Origin of the sequence: Nocardia sp. NPDC060249 (assembly GCF_042728755.1) — a bacterium.
In the GTDB taxonomy this organism is placed as follows: domain Bacteria; phylum Actinomycetota; class Actinomycetes; order Mycobacteriales; family Mycobacteriaceae; genus Nocardia.
In genome coordinates this window covers 743,601-768,556 of the sequence record NZ_JBHXAQ010000001.1, presented here as the reverse complement: position 1 = coordinate 768,556, position 24,956 = coordinate 743,601, and the positions used below count along the sequence as shown (strand labels likewise).

At 69.1% G+C, this 24,956-nt stretch carries 26 protein-coding genes and 1 pseudogene; 6 read left to right on the top strand and 21 right to left on the bottom strand.

The genetic code is table 11. The annotated features are described in order from the left end of the window. Positions 1–165: 165 nt before the first annotated feature. The 9 genes and pseudogenes from ACFWFP_RS03435 to ACFWFP_RS03395 form a co-directional block, all read right to left on the bottom strand. On the bottom strand, positions 166–1,146 hold the full coding sequence (locus ACFWFP_RS03435; protein ID WP_379292907.1) for a glycine betaine ABC transporter substrate-binding protein: 981 nt from the start codon (positions 1,144–1,146) through the stop codon (positions 166–168). Next, positions 1,143–1,916 carry an ABC transporter permease gene (locus ACFWFP_RS03430; RefSeq protein WP_379293741.1) on the bottom strand — a complete coding sequence of 258 codons (774 nt, stop codon included), beginning with the start codon at positions 1,914–1,916 and terminating at the stop codon, positions 1,143–1,145. The genes ACFWFP_RS03435 and ACFWFP_RS03430 overlap by 4 nt, the downstream gene beginning before the upstream one ends. A 241-nt stretch (positions 1,917–2,157) precedes the next feature. Next, entirely contained in the window at positions 2,158–3,327 is a 1,170-nt protein-coding gene (locus ACFWFP_RS03425) for an ABC transporter ATP-binding protein (RefSeq protein ID WP_379292906.1), read from the bottom strand. Then, positions 3,320–3,970, bottom strand: coding sequence for an ABC transporter permease (locus ACFWFP_RS03420; protein WP_379293740.1), 651 nt, complete (start codon positions 3,968–3,970; stop codon positions 3,320–3,322). Before ACFWFP_RS03420 ends, ACFWFP_RS03425 begins: the two co-directional genes overlap by 8 nt. 666 nt (positions 3,971–4,636) lie before the next feature. Next, positions 4,637–5,185, bottom strand: a pseudogene (gene recX, locus ACFWFP_RS03415) (recombination regulator RecX); the annotation flags it as partial. Between the two features lie 424 nt (positions 5,186–5,609). Further along, positions 5,610–6,647: a recombinase RecA gene (recA, locus tag ACFWFP_RS03410; protein ID WP_067460620.1), complete on the bottom strand. Its 1,038-nt coding sequence runs from the start codon at positions 6,645–6,647 to the stop codon at positions 5,610–5,612. Positions 6,648–6,819: 172 nt separating this feature from the next. Further along, positions 6,820–7,269 (bottom strand): nuclear transport factor 2 family protein, encoded by a 450-nt coding sequence (locus ACFWFP_RS03405; protein ID WP_379292905.1) that lies wholly within the window; start codon positions 7,267–7,269, stop codon positions 6,820–6,822. 19 nt (positions 7,270–7,288) lie between these two features. Then, positions 7,289–8,170 (bottom strand): pyridoxamine 5'-phosphate oxidase family protein, encoded by an 882-nt coding sequence (locus ACFWFP_RS03400; RefSeq protein ID WP_379292904.1) that lies wholly within the window; start codon positions 8,168–8,170, stop codon positions 7,289–7,291. A 37-nt stretch (positions 8,171–8,207) separates the two neighbouring features. Beyond that, entirely contained in the window at positions 8,208–8,669 is a 462-nt protein-coding gene (locus tag ACFWFP_RS03395) for a VOC family protein (protein WP_379221714.1), read from the bottom strand. 129 nt (positions 8,670–8,798) lie between these two features. Here ACFWFP_RS03395 and ACFWFP_RS03390 point away from each other — a divergent pair, with 129 nt between their 5' ends. Further along, a complete protein-coding gene (locus tag ACFWFP_RS03390; protein WP_379293739.1) occupies positions 8,799–9,314 on the top strand; it encodes a CGNR zinc finger domain-containing protein in 516 nt (171 codons plus the stop codon). An 11-nt stretch (positions 9,315–9,325) separates the two neighbouring features. Here the strand turns inward: ACFWFP_RS03390 and ACFWFP_RS03385 are convergent, their stop codons facing one another. From ACFWFP_RS03385 to ACFWFP_RS03375, 3 genes are all read right to left on the bottom strand, one after another. Further along, complete coding sequence (locus ACFWFP_RS03385; RefSeq protein ID WP_379292903.1) at positions 9,326–10,546, bottom strand: phosphotransferase; 1,221 nt, start codon at positions 10,544–10,546, stop codon at positions 9,326–9,328. Between the two features lie 7 nt (positions 10,547–10,553). Then, complete coding sequence (locus ACFWFP_RS03380; protein WP_379292902.1) at positions 10,554–10,745, bottom strand: DUF3046 domain-containing protein; 192 nt, start codon at positions 10,743–10,745, stop codon at positions 10,554–10,556. 113 nt (positions 10,746–10,858) lie between these two features. Next, positions 10,859–12,010, bottom strand: coding sequence for a glycosyltransferase (locus tag ACFWFP_RS03375; RefSeq protein WP_379292901.1), 1,152 nt, complete (start codon positions 12,008–12,010; stop codon positions 10,859–10,861). A 119-nt stretch (positions 12,011–12,129) separates the two neighbouring features. On the opposite strand from ACFWFP_RS03375, the gene ACFWFP_RS03370 reads away from it, so the two are divergent. Beyond that, on the top strand, positions 12,130–12,687 hold the full coding sequence (locus tag ACFWFP_RS03370; RefSeq protein ID WP_379292900.1) for an HD domain-containing protein: 558 nt from the start codon (positions 12,130–12,132) through the stop codon (positions 12,685–12,687). A 55-nt stretch (positions 12,688–12,742) separates the two neighbouring features. Here ACFWFP_RS03370 and ACFWFP_RS03365 read toward each other — a convergent pair whose 3' ends face one another. Beyond that, positions 12,743–13,453 (bottom strand): PIG-L deacetylase family protein, encoded by a 711-nt coding sequence (locus ACFWFP_RS03365; protein WP_379292899.1) that lies wholly within the window; start codon positions 13,451–13,453, stop codon positions 12,743–12,745. Positions 13,454–13,476: 23 nt separating this feature from the next. Continuing rightward, positions 13,477–13,644 carry a hypothetical protein gene (locus ACFWFP_RS03360; RefSeq protein WP_379292898.1) on the bottom strand — a complete coding sequence of 56 codons (168 nt, stop codon included), beginning with the start codon at positions 13,642–13,644 and terminating at the stop codon, positions 13,477–13,479. A gap of 154 nt (positions 13,645–13,798) precedes the next feature. Here ACFWFP_RS03360 and ACFWFP_RS03355 point away from each other — a divergent pair, with 154 nt between their 5' ends. After that, complete coding sequence (locus ACFWFP_RS03355) at positions 13,799–14,494, top strand: maleylpyruvate isomerase family mycothiol-dependent enzyme (protein ID WP_379292897.1); 696 nt, start codon at positions 13,799–13,801, stop codon at positions 14,492–14,494. Positions 14,495–14,560: 66 nt separating this feature from the next. Next, positions 14,561–16,054, top strand: coding sequence for a carboxylesterase/lipase family protein (locus ACFWFP_RS03350; RefSeq protein WP_379292896.1), 1,494 nt, complete (start codon positions 14,561–14,563; stop codon positions 16,052–16,054). Between the two features lie 55 nt (positions 16,055–16,109). On the opposite strand, the gene ACFWFP_RS03345 is transcribed toward ACFWFP_RS03350, so the two are convergent. The 5 genes from ACFWFP_RS03345 to pgsA all read right to left on the bottom strand — a co-directional run bounded on the left by ACFWFP_RS03345 (position 16,110) and on the right by pgsA (position 19,711). Next, a complete protein-coding gene (locus ACFWFP_RS03345) occupies positions 16,110–16,964 on the bottom strand; it encodes a hypothetical protein (protein WP_379292895.1) in 855 nt (284 codons plus the stop codon). 110 nt (positions 16,965–17,074) lie between these two features. Beyond that, on the bottom strand, positions 17,075–17,899 hold the full coding sequence (pspA, locus tag ACFWFP_RS03340) for a phage shock protein PspA (protein ID WP_379221694.1): 825 nt from the start codon (positions 17,897–17,899) through the stop codon (positions 17,075–17,077). A gap of 195 nt (positions 17,900–18,094) precedes the next feature. After that, positions 18,095–18,547, bottom strand: a complete 453-nt coding sequence (locus ACFWFP_RS03335; protein WP_378626573.1) for a helix-turn-helix domain-containing protein — start codon at positions 18,545–18,547, stop codon at positions 18,095–18,097. 91 nt (positions 18,548–18,638) lie between these two features. Then, a complete protein-coding gene (locus ACFWFP_RS03330) occupies positions 18,639–19,130 on the bottom strand; it encodes a CinA family protein (RefSeq protein ID WP_379292894.1) in 492 nt (163 codons plus the stop codon). Further along, entirely contained in the window at positions 19,127–19,711 is a 585-nt protein-coding gene (pgsA, locus tag ACFWFP_RS03325) for a CDP-diacylglycerol--glycerol-3-phosphate 3-phosphatidyltransferase (protein ID WP_379293738.1), read from the bottom strand. The genes ACFWFP_RS03330 and pgsA overlap by 4 nt, the downstream gene beginning before the upstream one ends. A gap of 304 nt (positions 19,712–20,015) precedes the next feature. Here pgsA and ACFWFP_RS03320 point away from each other — a divergent pair, with 304 nt between their 5' ends. After that, a complete protein-coding gene (locus ACFWFP_RS03320; RefSeq protein ID WP_379292893.1) occupies positions 20,016–20,582 on the top strand; it encodes an amino-acid N-acetyltransferase in 567 nt (188 codons plus the stop codon). A gap of 27 nt (positions 20,583–20,609) precedes the next feature. Then, positions 20,610–20,894 carry a YciI family protein gene (locus ACFWFP_RS03315; RefSeq protein WP_378920172.1) on the top strand — a complete coding sequence of 95 codons (285 nt, stop codon included), beginning with the start codon at positions 20,610–20,612 and terminating at the stop codon, positions 20,892–20,894. 65 nt (positions 20,895–20,959) lie between these two features. Here ACFWFP_RS03315 and ACFWFP_RS03310 read toward each other — a convergent pair whose 3' ends face one another. Together ACFWFP_RS03310 and ACFWFP_RS03305 are read right to left on the bottom strand one after the other, a co-directional pair. Beyond that, positions 20,960–21,940, bottom strand: a complete 981-nt coding sequence (locus ACFWFP_RS03310; protein WP_379292892.1) for a TerC family protein — start codon at positions 21,938–21,940, stop codon at positions 20,960–20,962. 430 nt (positions 21,941–22,370) lie between these two features. Then, positions 22,371–24,917 carry a DNA translocase FtsK gene (locus ACFWFP_RS03305; protein WP_379292890.1) on the bottom strand — a complete coding sequence of 849 codons (2,547 nt, stop codon included), beginning with the start codon at positions 24,915–24,917 and terminating at the stop codon, positions 22,371–22,373. Positions 24,918–24,956: the final 39 nt, after the last annotated feature.

Below are 24,956 nucleotides of genomic sequence, written 5' to 3'. Positions count from 1 at the left end.
TCCCAGTCTGGACGCGGGCACCCCAGCACTGCGCGTCCTGGTTTCCGGTTGTCTCTACCGTCGTCCATCATGGCCCGAGAAGCTGAGCCGTTGGTGTGAGCGACCCACGCGTTCCGGACATCTCGGGCAGGCGCTGGTAACAGTTCGGCAAACCGGCGCAGGGGGTCAGCCGGCCGTGACGAAGCCCTCGGCGACCATCCAGTCACGGGCGACATCGGCGGGTTCGCGACCGTCGATATCGACCTGACGGTTGAGTTCGGTGATCGCCTCATTGGTGAGGCGGGCGGAGATCGGCGCCATCACCTGTACGACCCGGGGGTGCGCGTCGGCGAAGTCGCGGTGCATGACCAGCGACGCGTTGTACTTCGGGAAGAAGGCCTTGTCGTCTTCGAGCAGCACCAATTCGAGGGCGGGGATGCGGCCGTCGGTGGCGGCGACCGAGCCGAAGCGGCACTGCTTCGCGTCGGCGGTGGCCTGGTAGACGAGCGCGTCCTGGACGATCTGGCGCTGGGCCTTGCCCGGGTCGATCCCGTAGGCGGCGGCGAGACCGGGATAGCCGTCCGGGCGGACGTTGAACTCGGTGCCCACACAGGTGGCCGCCGCGCCAGGATCTTTCGCGAGGAGTTTCGCGTAGTCCGACAGCGTGCGCACGCCGGTTTCCTCGGCGGTGCCCTTGCTCGTGACGAGGGCGTAGGTGTTGTTCATCGGTGCCATCGCCGCCCAGACCATGTTGTGTTCGGCCAGGTCGGCCTCGCGGACCGCATCGAACTGAGCCGCCTCGGTCGGGATCGGCTTCTCCTTGCCGAGATAGTTGATCCAGCCGGTGCCGGTGTAGTCGTAGGCGATGTCGATCTGGCCGTTCAGTTGCGCGTCGCGCAGGCTGTTGGAGCCTTGGATATTGGTCAGGTCACGCACATTCGCGCCCGCGGCCGTCAGCGCGAATTCGATCATGTAGCCGAGGATGTTGGCCTCGGTGAAGTCCTTGGAGCCCACCGTGACCGCCACGCCGTCGAGTTCTGGCACCGGCTCGATACTGCCCGGCCCCACGGGCAGCGGCACCGAACCGCCCGACTGCAGACCACAGCTCGCGAGCACCAGCACGCTCAGCACCGGGACGAGCCCGCGCAACAATCCGGTGAACCTCACCGCAACCCCCTCGGGCCGAGGAACTGTTCGGCCAGTGCGCCCAGCCAGTCGACGAACAGCGCCAGCGCGACGGCGAGCACCGCGCCGAGCGTCAGGGTCACGGTGTCGCGCAGTTTGTAGCCGGTGTCGATGAGAATGCCGAGCCCGCCCGCGCTCACCATGAACGACAGGGTGGCGGTGCCGACGGCCAGCACCAGGGAGGTTCTCAGTCCTGCCAGGATGTAGGGCACCGCGAGGGGGAATTCGATGCGGCGCAACACGAGTCCCGCCGACATGCCCTGTCCCCGTCCCGCGTCGATCAGGGCGGGGTCGACCTCCTGGTAGCCCAGGATCGTGTTGCGCAGCACCGGCAGCAGCGAGCAGAACGCGATCGGCGCGACACCCACCCAGAAACCGGTGGTGCGGGTGACCAGGTAGCACAGCACGATCAGCCCGATCGCCGGAGCGGATGCCCCGATATTGGCGATGCCGACGAAGAACGGTGCGAGACGGCGGAATCGGTGCCTGGTGAGCACTGTCCCGAGCGGAACGGCCAGCGCCACGACGATGAGCACGACCGCCGCTGTGATCAGGATGTGCTGCCAGGTCACCTGGGCGACATTGCTCACGCTGATGCTGGCCTGCTGGGTGACGGTGAGATCGCGCCGGAACGCCCAGACCAGCACCCCGACGGTGAGGATCAGCACGAGTACCGGTTGAGCCAGCAGGCGGAGGTATTCCGCGCGCCGCTGGGTGGCGGGGACGGCAGTCGCGGCGGGGACGTCGACGATCGAGCGTGGCGAGGCGGCAACAGAATTCGTCACGATATCGATCTCCCCACCGGGCCCGATTCGACCAGCGAATGTAGCGCTGACCACGGCGCTCCGACGCCACCTACACCCGGGATCGGGGTGGTTCGGCTCGCCGGACCAGCGAGAACCAGGCACACCCTGTGTGGACCCCGATCATGCACGGGCCGGCCCGCAGGCACCGCGGGTTCGCCCGAGATCGGCCTTCGATGCGATTCGGTCCTCATGCCGATGCCGATTCGGTCGCGGCGAGGTGGTTGATGAGGGTGTCGACAGTGACTGTTCCGGCGTAGGTCCCGGTGTTGTCGACGACGACGGCGGAGGCGGTGCGTTCGGTGAGCAGCGCGGCCAGCGCGTCTTGCAGAGTGGCGTCGGCGGGGAGGGTGGCGCCGATCGGGGTGCCGAGTTCGTGCAGCGAATCCGCGTGGGCGAGTTCGTCGGTCGTCACTCGCCGGAGCGGGCGGCGCTGGGCGTCGACGACGATGCCCCAGGCGCGGTCCGCGTCACGCAGGGCGGTGGTGAAGGCCGTCGGGGTGGTCTCGTCGGTGGCAGTGATGCCCTGGTCCAGGTCGAGGTCGGCGAGGACGGTGAGGCCGAGGCGGTCGATGGTGGCGGTGGCGCCGACGAAGCCGGCGACCGTCTCGTCGGCGGGAGCCGCCAGGATGGCGGCGGGGGTGTCGTATTGCAGGATGCGGGAGCGGTCGCCGAGGACGGCGATGCGGTCGCCCAGTTTCACCGCTTCCCCGAAGTCGTGGGTGACGAAGACGATGGTCTTGCCGAGTTCACCTTGCAGCCGGAGCAATTCGTCTTGCAGGAGCCCGCGGGTGATCGGATCGACCGCGCCGAAGGGTTCGTCCATGAGCAGCACGGGCGGGTCGGCGGCCAGTGCCCTGGCGACGCCGACGCGCTGCTGCTGTCCGCCGGAGAGCTGGCGGGGATAGCGGTTGCGGTAGGTGCCGGGGTCGAGGCCGACGAGGGTGAGCATCTCGTCGGTGCGCTCGGCGGTGCGGCGGCGGTCCCAGCCGAGCAGGCCGGGCACCGTGGCGATGTTCTTGGCGACGGTCATGTGCGGGAACAGTCCGGCCTGCTGGATCGAATAGCCGATGCCGCGGCGCAATTCGTCGGCGTCGATGGCGCCGGCGTCGCGGCCGCCGATGGTAACGGTGCCCGAGGTGGGTTCGATCAGCCGGTTGATCATTCGCATGGTGGTGGTCTTGCCGCAGCCGGACGGGCCGACCAGCACCACGATCTCCCCGGCCGGGATGGTCATGGAGACCTCCTCGACCGCGGGTTCGGGCTGTTCGGGATAGCGTTTGGTGACCCGGTCGAGGACGATCTCGACCCCGGAGACCGCGGAAGCGCCTGCCGCCTTGGTGGTTTCGATGTCAGTCACGAATTCCCCTCGGAATAGTGAGCCGTCCGAGCAGAACCAGGACGCCGTCGAGTGCGAGAGCGAGCACGACGATGAGGACGGTGCCGGTGAGCGCCTGCGGCACCGCGTTCGGGCTACCGAGGCGACCGAGCCCGGCGATGATGAGATTGCCGAGACCGGGGCCCTTCGCGTAGGCCGCCAGCGCCAGGATGCCCATGATCATCTGGGTGCTGACCCGCATGCCGGTGAGAATGGACGGCCAGGCCAGGGGCAGTTCGATCGTGGTCAGCAGACGCAACCGGTTCATCCCGACACCGCGCGCGGCATCGGTCACCGCCGGATCCACCGACGACAACCCGAGCACCGTATTGCGCAGGATCGGCAGCAGCGCGTAGAGCACCAGGGCCACGATCGTCGGACCGACACCGAGCCCGAGAAACGGGATCAGCAGCCCGAGCAACGCGAACGAGGGCACGGTCAGAATCGCCCCCGCCGTCGCGGTCGCGGCAGCGGACCCGAGCGGACTCCGGTACACGAGCACCCCGAGCGCCACCGCGATCGCGGTCGCCAGCACCAGCGACTGCACCACCGCCGACACGTGCAGATAAGAATCGACCAGCAACTGCTCCCGCCGGTTCACCACGAACGACCACAACGCGTCCAGGGTCCACCTCCCCGTCGTTCGGCGGCCGCCTACGGCCCTGCTCCCCGGATTTCCCACCCCGAATCAGAGTGAAACATCCTGCCCCCACACCCGCGTGATCACCGATAGGGCGAATCAGCTTGCGCGAAACCAGGTTTCGCCAAGCGTGATCATCCTACGCGCCGCGCACGGCCCCTGCGGCAGTTCGGCGCTCATCCCCGCCGCCGAAAACCTCGCCGCATCACAACGCTCGCCCTCGGACGCCACCCGATGGCCCCGGACCGGTCGGTGCGGTCGGCCCCCTCCGCGCGCACCTCACCGTTCCCCCTGCGACAGTTCCGCTTTCACCACGGCGAACGCCGTGGATGGGCTGTATCCGCGGCGGGAGAGCATGTCGACCAAGCGGCGAGTGGCCTTCGTACGGTCCAGATCTGTGGGCATGGCACGAAGTTTGCGGCGGACCAGGTCGATCGCGTCTTGCTCGTCGCCGGGAGTCGGGCGACGAACACCCGCCGTCTCGGCGGTGTCGCCGTGCGCGGCGTCGGCGTCCACCGCGCGCTGCCCCCGTCCGCCGCGAGAAAGTGGGCGACGTGCCCACGGCGAGGCATCGTCCACCTGCGGCGCCGCCGGCTGCTCGCCACGGGACAGTCCGGCCGTGCCGACGGGACGCGGTGGGGTCGGCGCGCGCTCGAACCCCGCTTCGTCGAGTTCGGCGGTGACGACGGCGAAGGCGGTGGACTGGTCGTAGCCGCGGCGGGCGAGCATGCCGACGAGGCGGCGGACCGCTTTGTCGCGGTCCAGGTCCGCGGGCATGGCACGGAGTTTGCGGCAGACCAGGTCGGCGGCGCGGGCGTGTTCCGCATCGTCGGTCACCATCGACAGTGCCTGTTCGGCAGCACCGGGGGCGACGCCCTTCTCCCGCAGCTCACGCTGGAGAGCCTTCTTGCCCCGGCCGGAATAGGTGTGGCGTTCGTGCACCCACTGTTCGGCGAAGGAGGTGTCGTTGATCAGGCCCACTTCGGTGAACCGTTCGAGGGCCGCCTCGGTCACCTCGGGGCGGAACCCCTTCTCGCCGAGGCGCTTCTCCAATTCGGCGCGGCTGCGAGCACGCACCGAGAGCAGTCGCAGGCACACGTCTTTGGCCTGTTCCAGGGTCGCATCGGGACGGTCGCCCGGGGCGAGCCGGCGTGTGCCGGCCCGCCTGTCGGGCTCTCCCGGCTGGGATCCGGCCGCCACCGGATCCGCCTGCCGTCCGTCGTCACCACCGACGACGGTCGACAGGGAGACTTCGTCGCGCCGCGCGGACTTGCGTTCGCGTCGTGCGCCGCGGGGTCGTCGCCGACCCACGCTCCCCCACTCTTCATGATCATCACCAACCCGCGCAGCGAAATGCGGTGGTTTGTCACCATCGGTGAATCCGGTCGGGTGCGCGCGCTGCGGATCGCCCGCACCCGACCGAATCCTTTCCGCGTCCGGGTCGGCTCGTGTGTCACGAGCCGACCGGACGAGTCCATCGGCCGTGCCCCTGCCGCGCCCTACCGCGGGCGGTATGACCGGTTCCGGCTCGACCTCGATACCGAGGCGAGCCAGCTGCCTGCGCATCTGTTCGACCGGGTCGGCCGAATCGCGGTGGCCGCCGAGGCTCGGCGTGGTCATCGGCTCAGAAGTCGGCGGGCGCGTCGGCCTCGGCGGTCAGGACGGCGCCGATGCCCAGCTTCTCCTTGATCTTCTTCTCGACCTCGTCGCGCACGTCGGTGTTCTCCAGCAGGAACTTGCGGGCGTTCTCCTTGCCCTGGCCCAGCTGGTCACCCTCGTAGGTGTACCAGGAGCCGGACTTGCGGATGAAGCCGTGCTCGACACCCATGTCGATGAGCGAGCCCTCCTTGGAGATGCCCTGGCCGTAGAGGATGTCGAACTCGGCCTGCTTGAACGGCGGGGCGACCTTGTTCTTGACCACCTTCACGCGGGTGCGGTTGCCGACCGCGTCGCTGCCGTCCTTGAGGGTCTCGATGCGGCGCACGTCCAGGCGGACCGAGGCGTAGAACTTCAGCGCCTTACCACCGGTGGTGGTCTCCGGGGAACCGAACATGACGCCGATCTTCTCGCGCAGCTGGTTGATGAAGATGGCGGTGGTGCCGGAGTTGCTGAGCGCACCGGTCATCTTGCGCAGCGCCTGGCTCATGAGGCGGGCCTGCAGGCCGACGTGGCTGTCGCCCATCTCGCCTTCGATTTCCGCGCGCGGCACCAGAGCCGCCACGGAGTCGATGACGAGGATGTCGATGGCGCCGGAGCGCACCAGCATGTCGGCGATCTCCAGGGCCTGCTCACCGGTATCGGGCTGGGAGACCAGCAGCGCGTCGGTGTCGACGCCCAGCTTGCGGGCGTAATCGGGGTCGAGGGCGTGCTCGGCGTCGATGAAGGCGGCGACACCGCCCGCGGCCTGGGCATTGGCGACGGCGTGCAGCGCGACAGTGGTCTTACCCGAGGATTCCGGGCCGTAGATCTCCACGACGCGACCGCGCGGCAACCCGCCGATACCGAGCGCGACGTCGAGCGCGATGGAGCCGGTCGGGATGACCGCGATCGGCTGGCGGGTCTCCTCGCCCAGGCGCATGACCGCGCCCTTACCGAAGCTCTTCTCCACCTGCGCCAGTGCCAATTCCAGCGCTTTGTCGCGATCGTAGGCCTGCGGTGCCATGATGTGTGCCCCTTCTCGAGGTGAGTGTCTCTCTGGTTGGCGCCCACAGTAGAGGCCGGCACCGACAAGTTCTGGCGCCCAGGTTAGTCGAACACCCATTCGAGTCAAGCGACGCGCCCGGCAACACGCGAAGCAGCCGCTCCGACCAGCAATCCGGGAGCGAAACCGGTCGTCAGCGCTGCGGCAGCACCGACTCGTCGCCCGCGGCGCGTGGCCCGAAGATCCGCCGCTGCGACTCGTCGATGCGCACGTCGTTGATGCTGGCCTCACGCCGCGCCATCCGCCCGTCCGCCGCGAACTCCCACTGCTCGTTGCCGTAGCTGCGCCACCACTGCCCCGATTCGTCGTGCCATTCGTACTGGAAGCGCACGGCGATGCGGTTGCCGTGGAAGGCCCACAGGTCCTTGCGCAGCGCGTAGCCGTTCTCGGCCGACCATTTGCGGGTCAGGAAGTCGATGATCGCGGCATGGCCGGTGAAGAACTCGTCGCGGTTGCGCCAGACCGAATCCTCGGTGTACGCAGCGGCGACGCGTTCGGGATCCCGGGTGTTCCAGGCGTTTTCCGCGGCGAGCACCTTCGCGCGCGCGGAGTCGAGATCGAAGGGTGGCAAGGGCGGACGCATGGAAGGCCTTTCGATGTGATCAGGGGTTGTTCGGGGAGAGTTCGGGCGGCCCCCAGCGCACCGCGAGCGCACCGGGCCGTTCGATCGCCTCCTCGACGGTGAAGTCGACGGCGCACTGCGCGCCGGTGGTGAATGCCGAGCTGTCCCAGACTAATTCGGCACGACCGGTGAGCTGGAGCAACGCGCCGGTCGACCAGTCGGCGACGAGCAGCCCGCAGCGTGGTTGCACGGCGAGGTTGCCCAGCGTCATGAACATCGAGTTGCCGCGATAGTCCGGCCAGCGCAGCCGCGTCGGCGACAGCACGTGCAGGAAGCCGGGATTGCCGCCGCGATACGAGGCGTCGGCGTGCCCGTCGCCATCGGCGGTGGCGACGAAGAAGGTGTCGGCGGCCCCCACCATCGCGACCGCGGCGGGCGTGAGCGCCGTGCCGCGCCACACCGGACCGGGCTCCCCGGCGGCAGGCATCTCCCGAATCCGCCTGCGCGAGATGTACTTCGGGCAGTTGGCGTAGACCTGCTCGGTGGTGATCCGCATTCCGCCGTCGCGCGCTGCCGAGGTGCCGTTGACGCGCATCCGCCTGCGGCGCTGCGGCTGCAGGGCGATCAGCCCGACTTCGGCCTCACCCGCCAGCGCCACCGACAGCGGATCATCAGTCTCGGGCAGTGTGTCGATGTCGATGGTCGCGTCGTCGATCGCGTGCACGAACCCGGCGGGACCGGTGAGCGGGCTCGCCCACAGCCGCCCCGCCGGATCGGCGGCGCCGAGCACCACCATCGGCTGCTCGGCCAGGAAGGACGCGGCGACCGCCGGAATCCCGGTTCGGATCGAGCGGCCGACGCGAGCAGCCGCGTCGGCCTGCCCCATGCGTTGCTGCACGGCCAGTTCTCCGGAGTGAAACATCCTCGCCCTCCTGTCTACGACGTGCGGTGCCCGTGGGTCAGAAGAATCCGCATGTCGGGGCAGGTCCAGCCGGGGCAGGGGCGGTGTCGGCGCCCAGCGGCGCGAACACCTCGAGCCGGATGCCGTCGGGATCGGCGAAGAAGATGCCACCGGAGGACGCGCCCTCACCGTGGGCGACCACCCCGTCGTGGAAGAACTCGGCATCGACCGCGCGCAGCGCCGACTCGACGACGCGCACCGTGTCGACATCGTCGACCTGGAACGACAGGTGATGCAGACCCGGTGTGCTGGTGGAGAATTCGCCGCTGCTCTGCTGCCACAGCGTGAGCACCAGCGCCCCGCCCCGGCCGAGGAAGGCCCAGCGCCGCTCGCCGTCGGCGCCGGTGCCGAGCTGCTCGAAGCCGAGGCCACGGCGGTAGAAGTCGACGGAACGGTCGAGGTCGGCGACGTTGAGTCCGATATGACCGGTGGTGAGCACGGGTGCGGCGACGGTGGTCATGGTTTCCTCCCGGAATGTTTAACTGCCTATCGGTTGTTGAACAGTTAGAACATAGAACGGGCCCACTCACTCCGTCAACCCTTGAAATACTTTTAGACAGTTAGGAGGGTCGTGTTGATAACCTCGGGCATGCGCGATCCCCGTCCGCACACCGGCGAACCCCCTGCTCTCGACCTGCTCAACACCCGGTGGGCGGGCGCCGAACCCGGCGATCTGCTCGCCGATCTCGACGGGCTGCGCACCTGGCTGGAGCTCATCGGGCTCGCCGATCGCGTATCCGCCGACGACCACGCCCTCACCGCGCTGCACACCGCGCGCGCAGCCGTGCACGACGCCGTCACTCGCGCCGACCACACCGCGGTGAACAAGGTTCTCGCCCGCGGGCGGATCCGCCGCGAGCTGACCGACGAGGGACCGAGAGACGTCCCCGAGGTCGACGACCCGGCGTGGTTACCCGGCTGGCTCGCCGCCGATAACCTGCTGCACCTGATCGCACAGGCGCCGCAGCGGATCCGCCAATGCGCGCACCCCGACTGCGTGTTGTTCTTCTACGACACGTCCAAGAACGGCACCCGACGCTGGCATTCGATGGCGACCTGCGGCAACCGCACCAAGGCCGCGCGCCACTACGCCAAGACCAGCTGAGCAGCGCCTCGTCAGAACAGTTCGTCGAGCAGCCGGTAGTAGTCGAGCTTGGCGCGGTCGGGGGCGGTCAGGCCGTAGGCGGCGTAGAACGCCGTAACCGCCGCGACGCCGAAATCCCCGGCCAGATCACGCTCGGCCAGCGCCAGATCGCGATAGCGGTCGCCGGTGCCCAGCGTCGCGACATCGATGAGCAGGCCGCCGGTGAGCACATTGCCCGGCGTGAAGTCGCCGTGCGTGACGACCAGATCCTCGGTGGCCGGGCGCCGGTCCCGCAGGCGCTCGAGGATCGCGGCGGGTGAGAGGTCGCGATGATCGTCGTCGAAATCAGTGGTGTCGACGAAACCCTCGACCACATGGCGGTGGGCGCGGGCGAGGGCGCCGTCCAGACCACCTTCGAAGGGGCAGGCCGGCACCGGGAGCTCGTGCAACGAGCGCAGGGCGCGGCCCATCTGCGCACCGACTTCGGCCGGATCGGTCTGTCCGGCGAGTGATCCACCCGCATCGGCGAGAACGAGAACGTCCTCGGCGAACGCGACCACGTCCGGCACCGCGATCCCGTTGTCGCGCAGCCAGGTGAGCCGGGCGTGCTCGGCCACCGCGCGCGGACCACGCTTGATCCAGTACTCACCCGACCGCACCAGATTCCCGTCACAGCCCTCGTGTTCGTCGGACCACTCCGGCACCGGCCCGAGTAGTTCCTCGATCACCGGCGGCAGCGGCAGGGCCAGCTCGTCGAGATGGTCGAGGGCCGCGCGGGTGGACTCGATGAGTTCGGAATCGCCGTCGGCCACCCGCAGCCGCATGGCCTCGTTGAGCAGCTCGCGCGCCTCCCGCGGACGGTGCTGTTCGGCCAGTGACTTGCCCAGGTGGTGGGCGGCGAAGGAGACGAGTTCGGGGTCGAGCGCGCGGCTGGCGTGCAGCGCCCGGCGGTAGAGGATCTCGGCGTGCCCCGGCTCGCCCTGGTACCGGTAGACATCGGCCAGGTTGATCCAGACAGTGACCCGGCGCCGCTCGGTGTCGGCCAGCTCGAGGGCCTGATCGAGCCGGTCGAGGGCCTCGTCGTAGCGCCCGAGCAGCATCAGCGCGATGCCGAGCCTGCGCAGGCCGGGAAAATCGTGCGGGTCGGCGAAGGCGACCCTGGCCGCGAGACTCTCGGCGTCGACCGGGATCATCCGCAGCCGCTCGTCGAACCGGTACGGGCGCGTGTCCGAGTTCTCCGCTGTCACGGCCATGGCCTGGTCACCACCGGCTCGGGGGTACGTCGAAGTCGGCACACAGTGCCCGCCACACGTCGCGTGGGTCGACGCCGCTGTCGATCGCCACCGCCCCCGTGCGCCCCAGCTGGGGTATCACGTGATCGGTCAGCATGGCGTCGGCGCGCGCCACGCCGAACTCGGTGTGCATCAGCTCCTGGAATTCGGTCAATCGCACGTTGCCCAAGATACTCGCGCTCGGCGGCCGCCGACAGAGCCCCGCTCCGCCCACCTCACCAGCGGCCGACGGTGCGCCCCGAGCGGCCTGGCTGGAGGACGCCCGACGGGCCGCTACCGCTTCGCGGCGTCGTGACAGACCTGGACCGGGTCCTCGACCTCGGCCAGACCGGCCGCGGCGTGGCGAGCCGCGTCGGCATAGGCGGGGTCGTCGAGCACCTGCCGCACCGCGGCGCCGACCGCCTCCGGGGTGAGCGGGCGCACCAGCACCGAACTGCCCTGCCGTACCGCACGATTGGCCAGCTCCCACTGGTCACCGCCGCCGGGGACAGTCACCACCGGCACGCCCGCGGACAGGGATTTGGCGAGCAGGCCGTGTCCGCCGCCGCCGACGACCACCGCGGCGTGCGTGAGCAGTTCGTCCTGCCGGCCGAGGCCGGCGGTGGCCCACTCCGGCAGGTCGGCCGGCGGGGTGTCCAGGGTCGAGACGGCCACGCGCACACCGAGTCCGGCCAGGCCGGACAGGACGATATCGGCCATGTCGGCGACACCGGTGTGCGCGGTCGACGGCGCCACCATCACCAGCGGGGCAGTGCCGGCGGGCAGCGGGAGCACGGCATCGGTCGGTTCCCACAGCAGCGGCCCGATGATGTGGGTGTCGGCAGGCCAGTCCGGGCGGTCCATCTCCAGCGCGGGCAGGGTGGCGACCAGGCGCGCGGTGGGACCGGGGTCCTCGGCGGGCAGGCCGATGGTCTCGCGGGCCGCCGAGCGCTGGCGGTGTCCGTTGCGGACCGCGCGCGCGGTCATCGTGCGCAGGACGCCGTCGCGCATCCGGCCACGGACACCTTCCCCCGGCGCCAGGCCACTACCGATGGGCGGCAGGGCTTTCGACGGCAGGTAGAGCGGGTGCGGTGACAATTCGACCCACGGCAGCCCCAGCCGCTCGGCCGCCATTCCACCGCCCGCGGTGAGGACATCGGAGACGATCAGGTCGGGCAGCATCGCGCTGAGTTCGGGCAGGTTCTCGGTGGCGATGTGGGCGGCGCGCTCGTGGATCCGGGCGCCCGCGTCGGTGTCGTCGTCGGTGGGGCGCGGCGCGAGGCCCTTGAGCTTGCGCACGCTGATCCCCGCCGAGCGTGCCTGATCCAGCCATCTCGGCCCGGTGAACAACACGGGTTCGTCCCCCGCGGCCAGCAATCGCAGACACAACGCGATCGCGGGAAACGCATGCCCCGGATCGGGCCCGGCCACCACAGCTATTCGCATCCGCCCACCCTGCCATACCTCCAGGCCCCGCCCACCTCGGACGACCGAACCACGATCCGCGCGCTACCTTGTCCGCCGAGAGACCGATACGGTCGAGCGACACCGGCAGGAGCGAGCACGTGCGACACCCCAGTATCGACACCGTCGACGACCTGTTCGCGCTGCTCGAACGGTGCGCCGGCGCCTGGGACACCGCGGACCGCACCGGCGACCCGGTCGACATCCTCGATCACGACCGCCAGTGCGCGCAGTTGCTCCGCCGTGACTTCCCCGAGGACGAAGAACTCCAGGTCGCGGGTCTGCTGCACGACATCGGTCACGTACTTTTCCCCGGTGACGACGCGGGCCACGGCAGGCACGGCGCCGAGGCGGTGCGCGCCCTGCTCGGCCCCCGGGTAGCGCGGCTGATCGAACTACACGTGACCGCGAAACGCTTTCTGGTGGCGACGGATTCCACACACGCCGCCGGTTTGTCGGCATCGAGTCGGCGCACGCTCATCGCGCAGGGCGGGCCGATGACGCCCGCCGAGACCGAGTCGTTCCGCGCGGACCCCGACTTCGCCGCCGCCCTCGCGTTGCGAAGGGCTGATGACGCGGGCAAGGTGGTCGGCCTACGGGTCGCGCCGCTTCAGGACTGGCGGCCACTCGTCGAGCGCGTCGCACGCCGACTGCGCTGATGCCGACGACACCCAATGCCCTTGTACCGCACGATCATCGAACGTGGGTCGCTGATCAGCCGCCGAAGGTGAACAGTTCGAACCCGACAGCGTGTTCGGCGGGGAACCCTTCCTTGGGACCCGTGGCGAAGCTGACGATCTCGCGCACCTGCTCCTCCACCGGCACCGGGCTCAGCACCTGCAGATAACGCCGATGCGCCGACAACGACGCGCGCGCCTGCTCCAGCTGAGCGCTCACATCGACGGCGTGGGTGGCCACGGGCCCGACCACGGCGGCCCAGCGCGCCGACCACGGTGGCAGATCGGCGATCTCGGGGAAGATCCACTCGTTGCCCGCGTCGGAGATCGCGTCCATCGCCGAACGGCCGACGGCCCGGTGATCGGCACTGTTGACCACGCCGGGCGCCCAGGTGTCGCCGAAGTTGAACAGCACCACCATCTCCGGGCGATGTCTGCGCAGCGCGGCGGCGAGTTCCCTGCGCAGGGCGAGACCTTCCTCGATGCGGCCGTCGGGATGGTCGAGGAATTCGACGATGTGCACGCCGACCTCACGGGCACCCGAGATCTCCTCGATCTCGCGCAACGGCGCGGCCTGCGCGGGCGGCATCCCGGCGATCCCCGCCTCGCCGCGCGTGACGAGCAGGTAGCGAATGTCCTTGCCCTGCCCCGTCCATCGCGCGACCGCCGCCGCGGCGCCGTACTCGATGTCGTCGGGGTGCGCGACGATCACCAGACCGCGCTGCCAGTCCTCGGGTACCTGTTCCACCCCGCCATGCTAACCACAGACGACTAGCTGATCGGGGTCTTGTCGCTCCCCGACATCGCCTTGTACAGCAGGTACAAGCCGGTGCCGATCGCCCCGATCACCAGGATGGGCATCAGCGCCTCGATCAGCGCCCCCAGAATCCAGAACGCGATCACCGCGACCACGACGATGCCGATGACTTTCAAGACCATGACGACTCCTTCACCTCTGCGACCGCCGTCCAGCGATCCGACACGTCGATCCTCCCACCCGGCGAGCAATAGATCACCAGGTCAGCACCGATATCCGGGTGTAGATCAGGGTTCACCCCGAGATCGGAACCACCGCGGGGCTACCGTGATCGGCATGGACTACTTGGCGTTGCTCTGTGCGAAGCTCACCGCCTTCGGTGAGCTCATCACTCCCGAGACCGATCTCGCCGCGCCGGTGCCGTCCTGCGGCGACTGGACGTTCTACGACCTCGTCGACCATGTCGGGCGTGGCAACCTGTGGGTGGTCACCGCGGTGGCCGAATTGCGCGGCGATTTCGAGGGCGAGCCCGCGCCGAAAGATTCCGCCGCCCTGCGAGAGTGGTACGAGTCGACCGCCGACGCCCTGGTGACCTCGCTGTCCGCGGACCAGGACCAGCAAGCCTGGACCTTCACCCGGTCCATGCCGCGCACCGTCGGTTTCTGGCGGCGGCGCCGCGCCCACGAGACGCTCATGCACCTGTGGGACGGTCAGAACGCGCTGGGCACCGCCGACCCGTTCGACGCCGACCTCGCTGTCGACGGCGTCGACGAGGTGTTCGAGCTGTTCGCGCCCCGGATGATCCACCGCGGCCTGGCGGTCGAACCGGACGTGGCGTTGCGGGTGCGGGCCACCGACACCGGCAACAGCTGGACCCACGGCCCCGGCGAGCCGGTCGCCGAACTCGCGGGCACCGCGTCCGACCTGCTGCTGGCCCTCTGGTCGCGCAAATCCGGCGACGACCCCGGCTTCACCTGGGACGGCGACCGCGCGGCGGGCGAGCGAGTGCTGGCCGGACCGCTCGTTCCGTAGGCAAACGACTGACGGCGCACCGGACAAGCGCCCATAATCGGAGCTCACTGCGCGGAGGAGGATTTCATGGCACCGATCGTCACGACCACGAGCGGCGCGGTCCGCGGCCACACGGAGGCCGGGGTCACCCGCTTTCTCGGGGTGCCGTTCGCGGCGGCCCCGGTCGGGCCGAAACGATTTCAGCTGCCCGAGGCCGCGCCGGCCTGGGAAGGCGTGCGCGAGGCGACCGTCATGGGCGCCACCTGCGCGCAGACGCCGTATCCCGCGCCGATCCACGCCCTGATCGGCAGTGACGGCATCCCTGGCGAGGAGTACCTCAACGCGAACGTGTGGACGCCCGACTCCGCCGCTTCGGGTCTACCGGTGCTGGTGTGGATTCACGGTGGGGCGTTCGTCCGCGGGTCCAACGCACGGGCGATTTACGATGGCACGGCGTTCGCGCGCGACGGCGTGGTGATGGTGGGGATCAACTACCGGCTCGGGGTGTCGGGTTTCGCCGAGATCGAGGGCGCACCGTCGAATCGCGGTCTGCACGACCAGATCTTCGCCTTGCGCTGGGTGCGCGAGAACATCGCCGCCTTCGGTGGCGACCCGGACAATGTGACGATCTTCGGCGAGTCCGCCGGCGCGATGAGTGTGGCGGCGTTGATCGCCGCACCGCAGACAGCCGGGCTGTTCCGCCGGGCGATCATGCAGAGCGGCAACGGTGCGGTCGCCGCCGATCCCGAGGACGCGCGCAAGGTGTCCGCCGCGCTGGCCGCCGAGCTCGGGATCTCGCCTACCGCGCGGGATTTCGGGAAACTGGGCCCGGACGAGTTGCGCACCGCGCAGAACGCCGTCGCGCTGGCCGTGATGACCGACCCCGATCCGCGGCGTTGGGGCAACTCGGTGATCCAGCTGGGCGGCGGCATCATGAGCCTGTTCCCGGTGATCGACGACGACATCGTCGAGGGCCCACCGACGGAGGTGCTGCGCGCTCATCCGGATCGTGCGGTGCCCCTCATCGCGGGCACCACCGCCGACGAGTTCCGCTTCTTCACCGTCCCGGCCGGGCTCGCTGCCGCCGTCACCACCGACACCCTGCCGTTCGTCCTCACCCGCTACGGCATCGATCCCGCTGTCGCCCAGATCTATTCGGCAGAGCGCCCCGATGCCACCCCCGCCGAGATCTTCAACGCCGTCCTCACCGACCTGAGCTTCCGCTCCGGCACCTACGACTTCGCCGAGGCCAGCGCCATCGCCACCTCCACCCATGTGTACGAATTCGCATGGCCCACCAGCCTTCCCGGCCTCGGCGCGTGTCACGTGCTGGAAGTCCCGTTCGTCTTCGACACCATCGACGACGCCCACACCCTGACCGGGCCCACCCCGCCCCAGGCCCTGGCCGACGAAATCCACGCCGCCTGGGTCGCTTTCGCCACCGACGGCACCACCGGCTGGGCCCCGTTCACGACCGACGAGAAGAACGTCCGGATCTTCGACAGCCCCGAGTCCGCCACCGTCACCGATCCCCGCGCCACCGAACTCGCGGCCTTGCGCAAGGCCATCGCCCCGGCGTGACCCGCCGTGTCCGGGACCGGCGTGCCGACCGGAAGTCGCGGTGGCCGGATAAGCCCTAGCGGACGGAATCCGTTCCGCCGGCGAACAAATCGGGACCCTGGTCGGCCATTTCGGTGAGCGCCTGGGCCCAGCCGTCGAGACGGTCGGCGGCTTCCCGCAGGTCGGCGACGATGCCGTTGAACTGGTACGCCAGGACCGAGTCCTCGGGGACCGCGAGGATGCGGGCGGCCGCGGCGACGAGTTGTTCGTATTCCACCACGCCGGTCTCCAGGCGGGTGAGCACACCGGCGACGGTGGTCTTCAGAGCCGCGACGGTGTCGGGATTGGCGCGGCCGACGGTGTCGGCGGCCTGTTCCATGGCGACGACGTCGGTGGCGAGCGCGTGCAGGGCGGCCGCGCCGGAGCGGGCCGTCTCGAGCAGGTCGCGCAGTTCGTCTTCGGGGAGACGGCGGGTGCGCGCGATCTGGGCGCCGAGGTCGTAGAGGGCCCGTTCGGCACGGATCAGACGCTGGATGGGGGCGCGCGCGGCCGATCGCAGGCCGGGTGATTTGCGGGCGACGAAAGCCGCCTGGGGCAGGGGCTTGTTGCGCAACTCGAGGTAGCGGCGGGCGCTGAGCGCGGTCCCGGTGACGAAGGCGACGGCGCCCCCACCGATCACCACGACCGCCCAGGCGGGCGCCGAGATCACGGCCAAGCCGACCGCGCCGATCGTGGTGATGCCGGACGCGGTGCCGAGCTGGAAACTGCGCCTGCGTACCCGGCGCCGACGGCGCAGTTCACGTTCGCGCGGATCCGCCCAGCGCCGAACCGCGACGAGCGCCTGCTCACCGACCCCGCGCAAGGTGGCGGGCACCGAGCCGACCTGCGCGATCGTCGCCGGATCCACGATCTCGACACGGTCTCGCCGCATTTTCCCGCTCATCGGTGTCCTTCCCCCGTACGCCGGTCGTGACGGAACCGTTGATGGCGCGGCCACCGGGCGTTTCCGCCGGTTACCGCGCCGTCGCCGGACTCCCTGTACTACTGCTGGGCCGCTTGGCCCTTGTCGATGTTCGGCGCCGGCGCGGCCTGGGGCTGCGCCGGGTTGATCGCCGAGTTGTTGTTGCCGGTGGGCAACGCGTCACCGCGCATGGAGGCGCGGATCTGCTCGAGTTTGCTGTGCCCGGCCATCTGGACGCTGGCCTGCTGCACCTCCATCATGCGACCCTGCACCGTGTTCTGCGCCAGCTCGGCCGAGCCGAGCGCGTTGGCGTAGCGGCGCTCGATCTTGTCGCGCACGGCATCCAGACTGGGCGTGGAGCCCGGCGCGGACAGGGTGGAATCCATCTGCTGCAGCGAGGCCGAGACCTGCTCCTGCATCTTGGCCTGCTCGAGCTGGCTGAGCAGCTTGGTGCGCTCGGCGACCTTCTGCTGCAACATCATCGCGTTCTGCTCGACCGCCTTCTTGGCCTGGGCGGCGGCCTGCAGGGACTGATCGTGCAACACCTTGAGGTCTTCCACCGACTGCTCGGCGGTGACCAGCTGGGCGGCGAACGCCTCGGCGGCGTTGGTGTACTGGATCGCCTTCTCGGTGTCGCCCGCCGCCTGCGCCTGATCGGCCAGGGTGACGGCCTGACGGGCGTTGGCGTTGAGCTTCTCGACCTCGTCGAGCTGGCGGTTCAGCTTCATCTCCAGCTGACGCTGGTTACCGATCACCGACGCCGCCTGCTGCGACAGCGCCTGATGCTGGCGCTGCGCCTCCTCGATAGCCTGCTGAATCTGGACCTTCGGATCCGCATGCTCTTCGATCTTGGAGTCGAAGAGGGCCATCATGTACTTCCAGGCCTTCACGAACGGATTAGCCATCGATTGATCCCGCCTCCATCTGTGCGTCGCTCGTGCGACTGGTGGTACGCGACCGTCACGCACCAGATACGTGCTTATCCTTCACCATGCGGCACCCGAACCGGAATGACCGGACCGATCGACGCCTGATGAGAATCTATCCGTTCTCACCAGCGGTGTGCAGCGTCTCGCGCGCCGGGCGCAGGGTTCGCCGCGTCACATTCCCTTCACCAGTACCAGCATCTCGGCCCTCGGGGCCGGGATGACGATGCGGGTGTCTTCGGCGATGCCGATGCGCGCGCCCTGCTCGGCGGCCGCGCTCGCGGAGGCGGAGGCCTCGCCCGCGGCGGGTTCGGGGAGGGTGGCAGGCTCGGCTTCGGCCGGCTCGCGCTCGGCGGCGGGGCCGGTCAGCGCGGGTTCACGCGGCGCGGAGCCGTCGGCGCCGGCCATCAGGGTGCTCACGTCCCAGAGCACGCGCGAGAGCGGCACGTCGAGTGCCTCGCAGATGCTGGCGAGCAGTTCACTGGAGGCTTCCTTGCGGCCGCGCTCCACTTCCGACAGATAGCCGAGGCTCACGCGCGCCGAGGTCGACACCTCGCGCAGCGTTCGATGCTGGGCGAGACGCGCACGCCGCAGACTGTCCCCGATTGCCTCCCGCAGCAGCGTCATCTCGTTCTCCTCCACCTCGTGTCACCGCCGTAGCGGTGCTCACCTCTTTCTGGCACAACGTCGAGCATGGACCGGGGGTTCCCGAACCGGGCTACTTCACACTGACACAGCGCAGCAACTCCCGCACCGCACTGTGCACCGCACCGAGTCTGATCGTCCACCGGTCACCGTGCAGTTTCAACCGGACCACTTCGCTGTGACGTGGACCGGCCAACCCGAGGTATACCGTGCCGACGGGATGCCCGTCCTGGGAATCGGGTCCGGCGACCCCGGTCAATCCGAGACCCCAGTCCGCGCCACACTGCTCGCGCGCCCCCACGGCGAGCTGTTCGGCGGTCGAGGCGGCGACCGGTCCGTCGGTGCGCAGCAGCTCGCCGTCGACGCGGGCCAGCCGGCTCTTGAGGTCGGTGGCGTAGACGATCAACCCGCCCCGCAGCACCGCGCTCGCACCGGGAACTCCCGCCACCGTGGCCGCGAGCAGACCCGCGGTGAGCGATTCGGCCGTGGCGACGGTCTGACCCGCCGCGGTCAGTGCCTCGACCAGTTCGGCGACCGGCGCGCCGTCGACGAGCGGATCGCTCACGAGCGCGACCGTCCACCCGCCAGCCACACCCTGCCCGCCTGCCCCACGTAGTCCAGCCCGGTCACCACCGTCAGCGCCACGGCCAGATACATCAGCCACATGCCCGCGGTGGCGAACACACCGGACAGCGGCAGCACCAGCAGCGCGATCGCCACCGACTGCACCAGCGTCTTGAGCTTGCCGCCGCGGCCGGCCGGGATCACCCCGCGCCGTACGACCACCAGCCGCAGCAGCGTGATGCCGATTTCGCGGCCGCAGATCACCACGGTGATCCACCACGGCAGATCACCGAGTACCGAGAGCCCGATCAGCGCGGCTCCGATCAGCGCCTTGTCCGCGATGGGGTCGGCGAGCTTGCCGAAATCGGTGACCAATCCGTATTTGCGGGCCAGTTGCCCGTCGAAGCGGTCGGTGATCGCGGCCAGGCCGAAGACCGCCGCGGCGATGACCCGCCAGCGGGTGTCGTGCCCGCCCTCGGCGAACAGCGCCAGCACGAACAGCGGCACCAGCACGATGCGCGCGATGGTCAGCACATTGGCGATATTGAGCAGCGGAACCTGCGTCTCCGCCACTCCGTGCATCGGTGTCACCGCACTCGACCCACGATCGATCTCTTCGGGTCGCACGCTCATGCCCTGTCCTCGTGGCATGACCGGGCGCCTCGCGTGGCCTCTCGAGCTACCGCCTCCAGGCGCTGACCGTTCATGCTGCCCTCTCGGCACTCACCGGCACTGCGCCGAAATCCCACGGTTTCGCGAGCTGTTTGCTCGCACGATCGGTGCCACGCGATCCGGTCGTCGAGCCCGGCGCGATGCGAGGAGCGGAACGACAGGATGTGCGGCACATGTTCAGACTATCGGTAACCCGGCCGACTACTGTGCACCCATGACCTCACGGGGACCCTTCAGCGGTTCGACCAGCGACGCGCATCCTGCCGCGCCCACTGTGGCGCCTGTTTCCGGCGTGGTCGTCCGACGAGCGCGAACCTCCGATGTCCCCGAGATCAAGCGCCTGGTCGACGAGTACGCCGGCCGCATTCTGCTGGAGAAGAACCTTGTCACACTGTACGAATCGGTGCAGGAGTTCTGGGTCGCCGAGCTCGACGGACAGGTCGTCGGCTGCGGCGCGTTGCACGTGCTGTGGGCCGATCTGGGCGAAGTACGCACTGTCGCAGTGGATCCCGTCGTCAAGGGCCGGGGAGTCGGCGGCGCTGTCGTCGAGCACCTGGTCACCGTCGCCCGCGAACTGCAGTTGCAGCGTGTGTTCGTGCTCACTTTCGAGGTGGACTTCTTCGGCAGGCACGGGTTCGTCGAGATCGACGGCACGCCCGTCACCGCCGAGGTGTACGCGGAGATGTGCCGCTCCTACGACACCGGCGTCGCCGAATTCCTCGATCTCAGCTTCGTCAAGCCGAACACCCTCGGCAATACCCGCATGCTGCTGACCCTGTAGAACTCCATCACCAGAAAGTGATCGACTGTGCCGATCTTCGCTGTCCACTACACCTACTCCGAGTCCACCGCGGCCGACCGCGCGACCAACCGGCCCGAGCACCGCGGCTGGCTGAACGCTCTCGTCGACGCGGGCACAGTGCTCAGTAGCGGTCCCTACCCCGACGGTTCAGGCGCGCTGCTGCTGTTCCGCGCCGAGGACGCGCCCTCGCTGACCGAACTGCTCGGCAACGACCCGTTCGCGAAGCTGGACCTGATCGACGCCGTGCGCGTGGTCGAGTGGTTGCCGGTGATGGGCGCCTTCGCCGAGTAGCGCGGCCCGCGGACAGCGCTGCCCGGAACCCTGGGGGGTTCCGGGCAGCGTCGTCCGCGGTGGTGTCAGGCTTTGTCGGCGTTGCGGGTGCGCAGCAGGCTCGCCACCGTCGCGATGACCAGAATGCCGATGATCACGCTCAGCGAGAACGCCGTGGAGATCTCCGGCACGCTCACGTGCTCACCACCGTTGATGAACCCCAGCGTGTTCTCGTGCAGCGCGTGCAGCACCAGCTTCACGCCGATGAACGCCAAGATCGCGGCCAGACCGTAGGACAGGTACACCAGGCGGTCGAGCAGCCCACCGATGAGGAAGTACAGCTGGCGCAGACCCATCAACGCGAAGGCGTTGGCGGTGAACACCAGGTACGGCTCCTCGGTGAGACCGTAGATCGCCGGAATCGAGTCCAGCGCGAATAGCAGGTCGGCGAAACCGATGGCCAGCAGCGCGAGCAGCAGCGGCGTCACCACGCGTTTGCCGTTGATCCGGGTGACGAGCTTGTCGCCGTCGTATTCGTCGGTGGTCGGCAGGATCCGTTTGGCCAGCGAGACGATGTAGCTGTCGCGCTTCTGCTCGTGTTCGACCTCGTGCCCGCTCTCGCGCAGCAGGTTGATCGCGGTGTAGATCAGGAACGCGCCGAACAGGTAGAACACCCAGCTGTACGCGCTGATCGCGGCCGCGCCGACCGCGATGAACACACCGCGCATCGCCAGCGCCAGCACGATGCCGATCAGCAGCACCTTCTGCTGGTAGATCCGCGGCACAGCGAAGGTGCTCATGATGATGAGGAAGATGAACAGGTTGTCGACCGAGAGCGCTTTCTCGGTGACGAAGCCCGCGTAGTACTCCCCCGAGAACGTGCCGCCCCATTTCCAGGCGACGAACAGGCCGAACAGCAGCGCCAAGCTGATGTAGACGGCCGACCAGATGCCCGATTCCTTGAAGGTCGGCTCGTGCGGGGTGCGCACGTGGGCGAAGAAGTCGAAGACGAACAGGCCGAGGATCACCAGGCCGGTGATCACCCACTCGAGCGTGGTCACCTGCATGTGGTGGTCCGATCGATGAAGTTCATGTCGCCCATCATGCCCGAATTGTCCGTTTCAGTAGCCTTTGCGGAACGATTGCCCGCCATGATTTCACACACACCGGCGGCCGGCGCACCCGCCGCGCGCACGGAAAAGCGCTTTCGCCCACTTCACGACCGCTGCTACCGTCACCGCACACACCCCGACTACAGCCCCGAGAGGAGCGAGCCGTGTACGAATCCACCGCGCAGATCCAGCGCCCAACCGCGATGCACCGGCCCAGCCCCGGTGCCGTGAAGTCGGGCACCCGCCGCCTCGCGCGCGCCCGCTTCATCGCCTGACAGGCGATTCCCGCCCGACCCAGGGCCATCTCCGACCATGAGCCGTGCCAGGTCCCTCCTCGTTCGTCGCCGCCTGCTTCCGGCACGGTCAGAGCAAACCGGGAACGGCGTTACTCATCCTCGGACGCACCGGGATCGCCGCCACGGATCGACCACAGCAGCCCGTCCAATTCGTCGGGCTTGATGAGCACGTCGCGCGCCTTGGAGCCCTCGCTGGGCCCCACCACGCCGCGTGTCTCCATCAGGTCCATCAACCGGCCCGCCTTGGCGAAGCCGACCCGCAGCTTGCGCTGCAGCATCGAGGTCGAACCGAACTGTGAGGTGACCACCAGCTCCACCGCTTGCAGCAGCACGTCCATGTCGTCGCCGATATCGGGGTCGACGTCCTTGACCTCGCCCGCCTTGGCCGCCGTGACGCCTTCCTGGTACTCGGGTTCGGCCTGCGTCTTGCTGAACTCGACGACGGCCTGGATCTCCTCGTCGGAGATGAACGCGCCCTGCAAACGGGTCGGTTTGCCCTGACCCATCGGCAGGAACAGACCGTCGCCCATGCCGATCAGTTTCTCGGCGCCCGGCTGGTCCAGGATCACGCGCGAGTCGGTGAGCGAGGAGGTGGCGAACGCGAGCCGCGAGGGCACATTGGTTTTGATCAGACCGGTCACCACGTCCACCGAGGGTCGCTGGGTGGCCAGCACCAGGTGGATACCGGCGGCCCGCGCCTTCTGGGTGATCCGCACGATCGCGTCCTCGACGTCGCGCGGCGCGGTCATCATCAGGTCGGCGAGCTCGTCGACGATGGCCAGGATGTACGGGTAAGGCCGGTAGACGCGTTCACTGCCCAGCGGCGCGGTGATCTTGCCCGATCGCACGTTCTTGTTGAAGTCGTCGATGTGGCGGACCTTGTTGGCCTGCATGTCCTGGTAGCGCTGCTCCATCTCCTCGACCAACCAGGCCAGCGCGGCGGCGGCCTTCTTCGGCTGGGTGATGATGGGCGTGATCAGGTGCGGAATGCCCTCGTACGGCGTGAGCTCCACCATCTTCGGGTCGATCAGGATCATCCTGACCTCCTCGGGGGTGGCCCGGTGCAGCAGCGAGATCAGCATCGAGTTCACGAAACTCGACTTACCCGAACCGGTGGAACCGGCCACCAGCAGGTGCGGCATCTTGGCCAGGTTCGCCGAGACGAACTCGCCCTCGATGTTCTTGCCGAGGCCGATCACCAGTGGATGGTGGTCGTTGCGGGTGTGCGGCGACTTCAGGACGTCGGCCAGGCGCACCAATTCGCGGTCGGCATTGGGCACTTCGATGCCGACGGCCGATTTACCGGGGATGGGCGCGAGCAGGCGCACGTTCTCGGTGGCGACGGCGTAGGCGAGGTTGCGGGCCAGCGCGGTGATCTTCTCGACCTTCACGCCGGGACCGAGCTCCACCTCGTAGCGGGTGACGGTCGGGCCGCGCACGAAGCCGGTGACCGCGGCGTCGATCTTGAACTGCACCAGGACCTCGGTGATCGCCTCGATCATCGATTCGTTGGCCGCGGAACGCTTCTTGGGCGGGTCGCCGTCGAGCAGCAGGGTCAGCGGGGGCAGCGTGTAGTCGCCGTCGACGACCCGATCGGTGACGAACTCCGGTTCCGGTGGCGGCGGCGGGGTCTGGTCGACCGGCTTGACCACCGGCCGCTTGCGTGCCGGTTTCGGTGCCGGCGCGGGCGGTTCCTCGATCGGCTTGGCGTCGCGTAGCGGTGGTTCGCCCAGCGATTCGGTGACCGCGTCGGAGCCGCCGAACTCGTCGGGCGGGTAGTTGTCGTCGGGGTTGCGGCCACGGCGACGGGTCCGGTTGCGGTGCACCGGGAATCCGTCGGCGTCGTAGTTGGCCGGGTCGTAGGGGTCGCTGTCGTCGGCGTATTCGCCGAGGCCGAAGTAGTCGCGCAGTTTGGCCGGCACCTCGCGCACCGTGGTGCCGGTGAGCAGCAGCACGCCGAACATCATGGCCAGCAACAGGATCGGCAGCGCCAGCCACGGCGTGAGCCCCTGGCCGAGCGGACCGCCGATCGCGTACCCCAGCGCACCGGCCGCCGTGGCGCGGCCGTGCGCGTCGGCCGGGGAACCGGCCGCCAGATGCCACACGCCGAGGGCGGGCAGGACGACGAGCAGCCCACCGAGGACCAGTCGCGGCCGGATCTCCGGATGTGGTTCGGTGCGCATCAGCACCACCGCGAGCGCGACCAGCAGGATCGGCGCCAGCGCGGCCGCGGAACCGGCGATGGCCCGGACGACGTCTTCGAGGAAACGGCCGACCGGTCCACCCGCCGAGAGCCACATCGCGGCGGCGATGATCGCGCTCAACGCGATGAGCGCCAAGCCGATGCCGTCGCGCCGGTGCCCGTGGTCCAGTTCGCCTGCCCGGCTCAGCGTGCGGGTGGTGGCGCCGACGCCGCGCGCGAGCATGGTCCAGCCGCTCCCGATGCCGCGGCTGATCACCGCCAGCGGTGCGGTGTCGGAGGCGCGCTTGACCGGCCTGCGTACGGGTGTGCTGCGCCCACGCGGAGCCGCCGTCGCTCGCGGGGTCGCCGAACGAGACCGCGCCGCCGGCGTCCGCCCCCTGGTCGATCCCGCCCGCGCACGAGAGGTCGTGGTGCTGCGGGACTTACCTGCCATGACCATCAGGCTAGCCGCTCGAACACCTCCGAGACCATC

Bases quoted from the DNA above. Each gene is read 5' to 3' on its own strand.
- ACFWFP_RS03400 (WP_379292904.1), bottom strand. From the start codon at position 8,170: ATGTTTCACTCCGGAGAACTGGCCGTGCAGCAACGCATGGGGCAGGCC.
- ACFWFP_RS03385 (WP_379292903.1), bottom strand. From the start codon at position 10,546: ATGGCCGTGACAGCGGAGAACTCGGACACGCGCCCGTACCGGTTCGAC.
- ACFWFP_RS03390 (WP_379293739.1), top strand. From the start codon at position 8,799: ATGCGCGATCCCCGTCCGCACACCGGCGAACCCCCTGCTCTCGACCTG.
- ACFWFP_RS03360 (WP_379292898.1), bottom strand. From the start codon at position 13,644: ATGGTCTTGAAAGTCATCGGCATCGTCGTGGTCGCGGTGATCGCGTTC.
- ACFWFP_RS03395 (WP_379221714.1), bottom strand. From the start codon at position 8,669: ATGACCACCGTCGCCGCACCCGTGCTCACCACCGGTCATATCGGACTC.
- ACFWFP_RS03320 (WP_379292893.1), top strand. From the start codon at position 20,016: ATGACCTCACGGGGACCCTTCAGCGGTTCGACCAGCGACGCGCATCCT.
- ACFWFP_RS03305 (WP_379292890.1), bottom strand. From the start codon at position 24,917: ATGGCAGGTAAGTCCCGCAGCACCACGACCTCTCGTGCGCGGGCGGGA.
- pspA (WP_379221694.1), bottom strand. From the start codon at position 17,899: ATGGCTAATCCGTTCGTGAAGGCCTGGAAGTACATGATGGCCCTCTTC.
- ACFWFP_RS03310 (WP_379292892.1), bottom strand. From the start codon at position 21,940: ATGCAGGTGACCACGCTCGAGTGGGTGATCACCGGCCTGGTGATCCTC.
- ACFWFP_RS03335 (WP_378626573.1), bottom strand. From the start codon at position 18,547: ATGACGCTGCTGCGGGAGGCAATCGGGGACAGTCTGCGGCGTGCGCGT.
- ACFWFP_RS03405 (WP_379292905.1), bottom strand. From the start codon at position 7,269: ATGCGTCCGCCCTTGCCACCCTTCGATCTCGACTCCGCGCGCGCGAAG.
- ACFWFP_RS03355 (WP_379292897.1), top strand. From the start codon at position 13,799: ATGGACTACTTGGCGTTGCTCTGTGCGAAGCTCACCGCCTTCGGTGAG.
- pgsA (WP_379293738.1), bottom strand. From the start codon at position 19,711: ATGCACGGAGTGGCGGAGACGCAGGTTCCGCTGCTCAATATCGCCAAT.
- ACFWFP_RS03350 (WP_379292896.1), top strand. From the start codon at position 14,561: ATGGCACCGATCGTCACGACCACGAGCGGCGCGGTCCGCGGCCACACG.
- ACFWFP_RS03345 (WP_379292895.1), bottom strand. From the start codon at position 16,964: ATGCGGCGAGACCGTGTCGAGATCGTGGATCCGGCGACGATCGCGCAG.
- ACFWFP_RS03375 (WP_379292901.1), bottom strand. From the start codon at position 12,010: ATGCGAATAGCTGTGGTGGCCGGGCCCGATCCGGGGCATGCGTTTCCC.
- recA (WP_067460620.1), bottom strand. From the start codon at position 6,647: ATGGCACCGCAGGCCTACGATCGCGACAAAGCGCTGGAATTGGCACTG.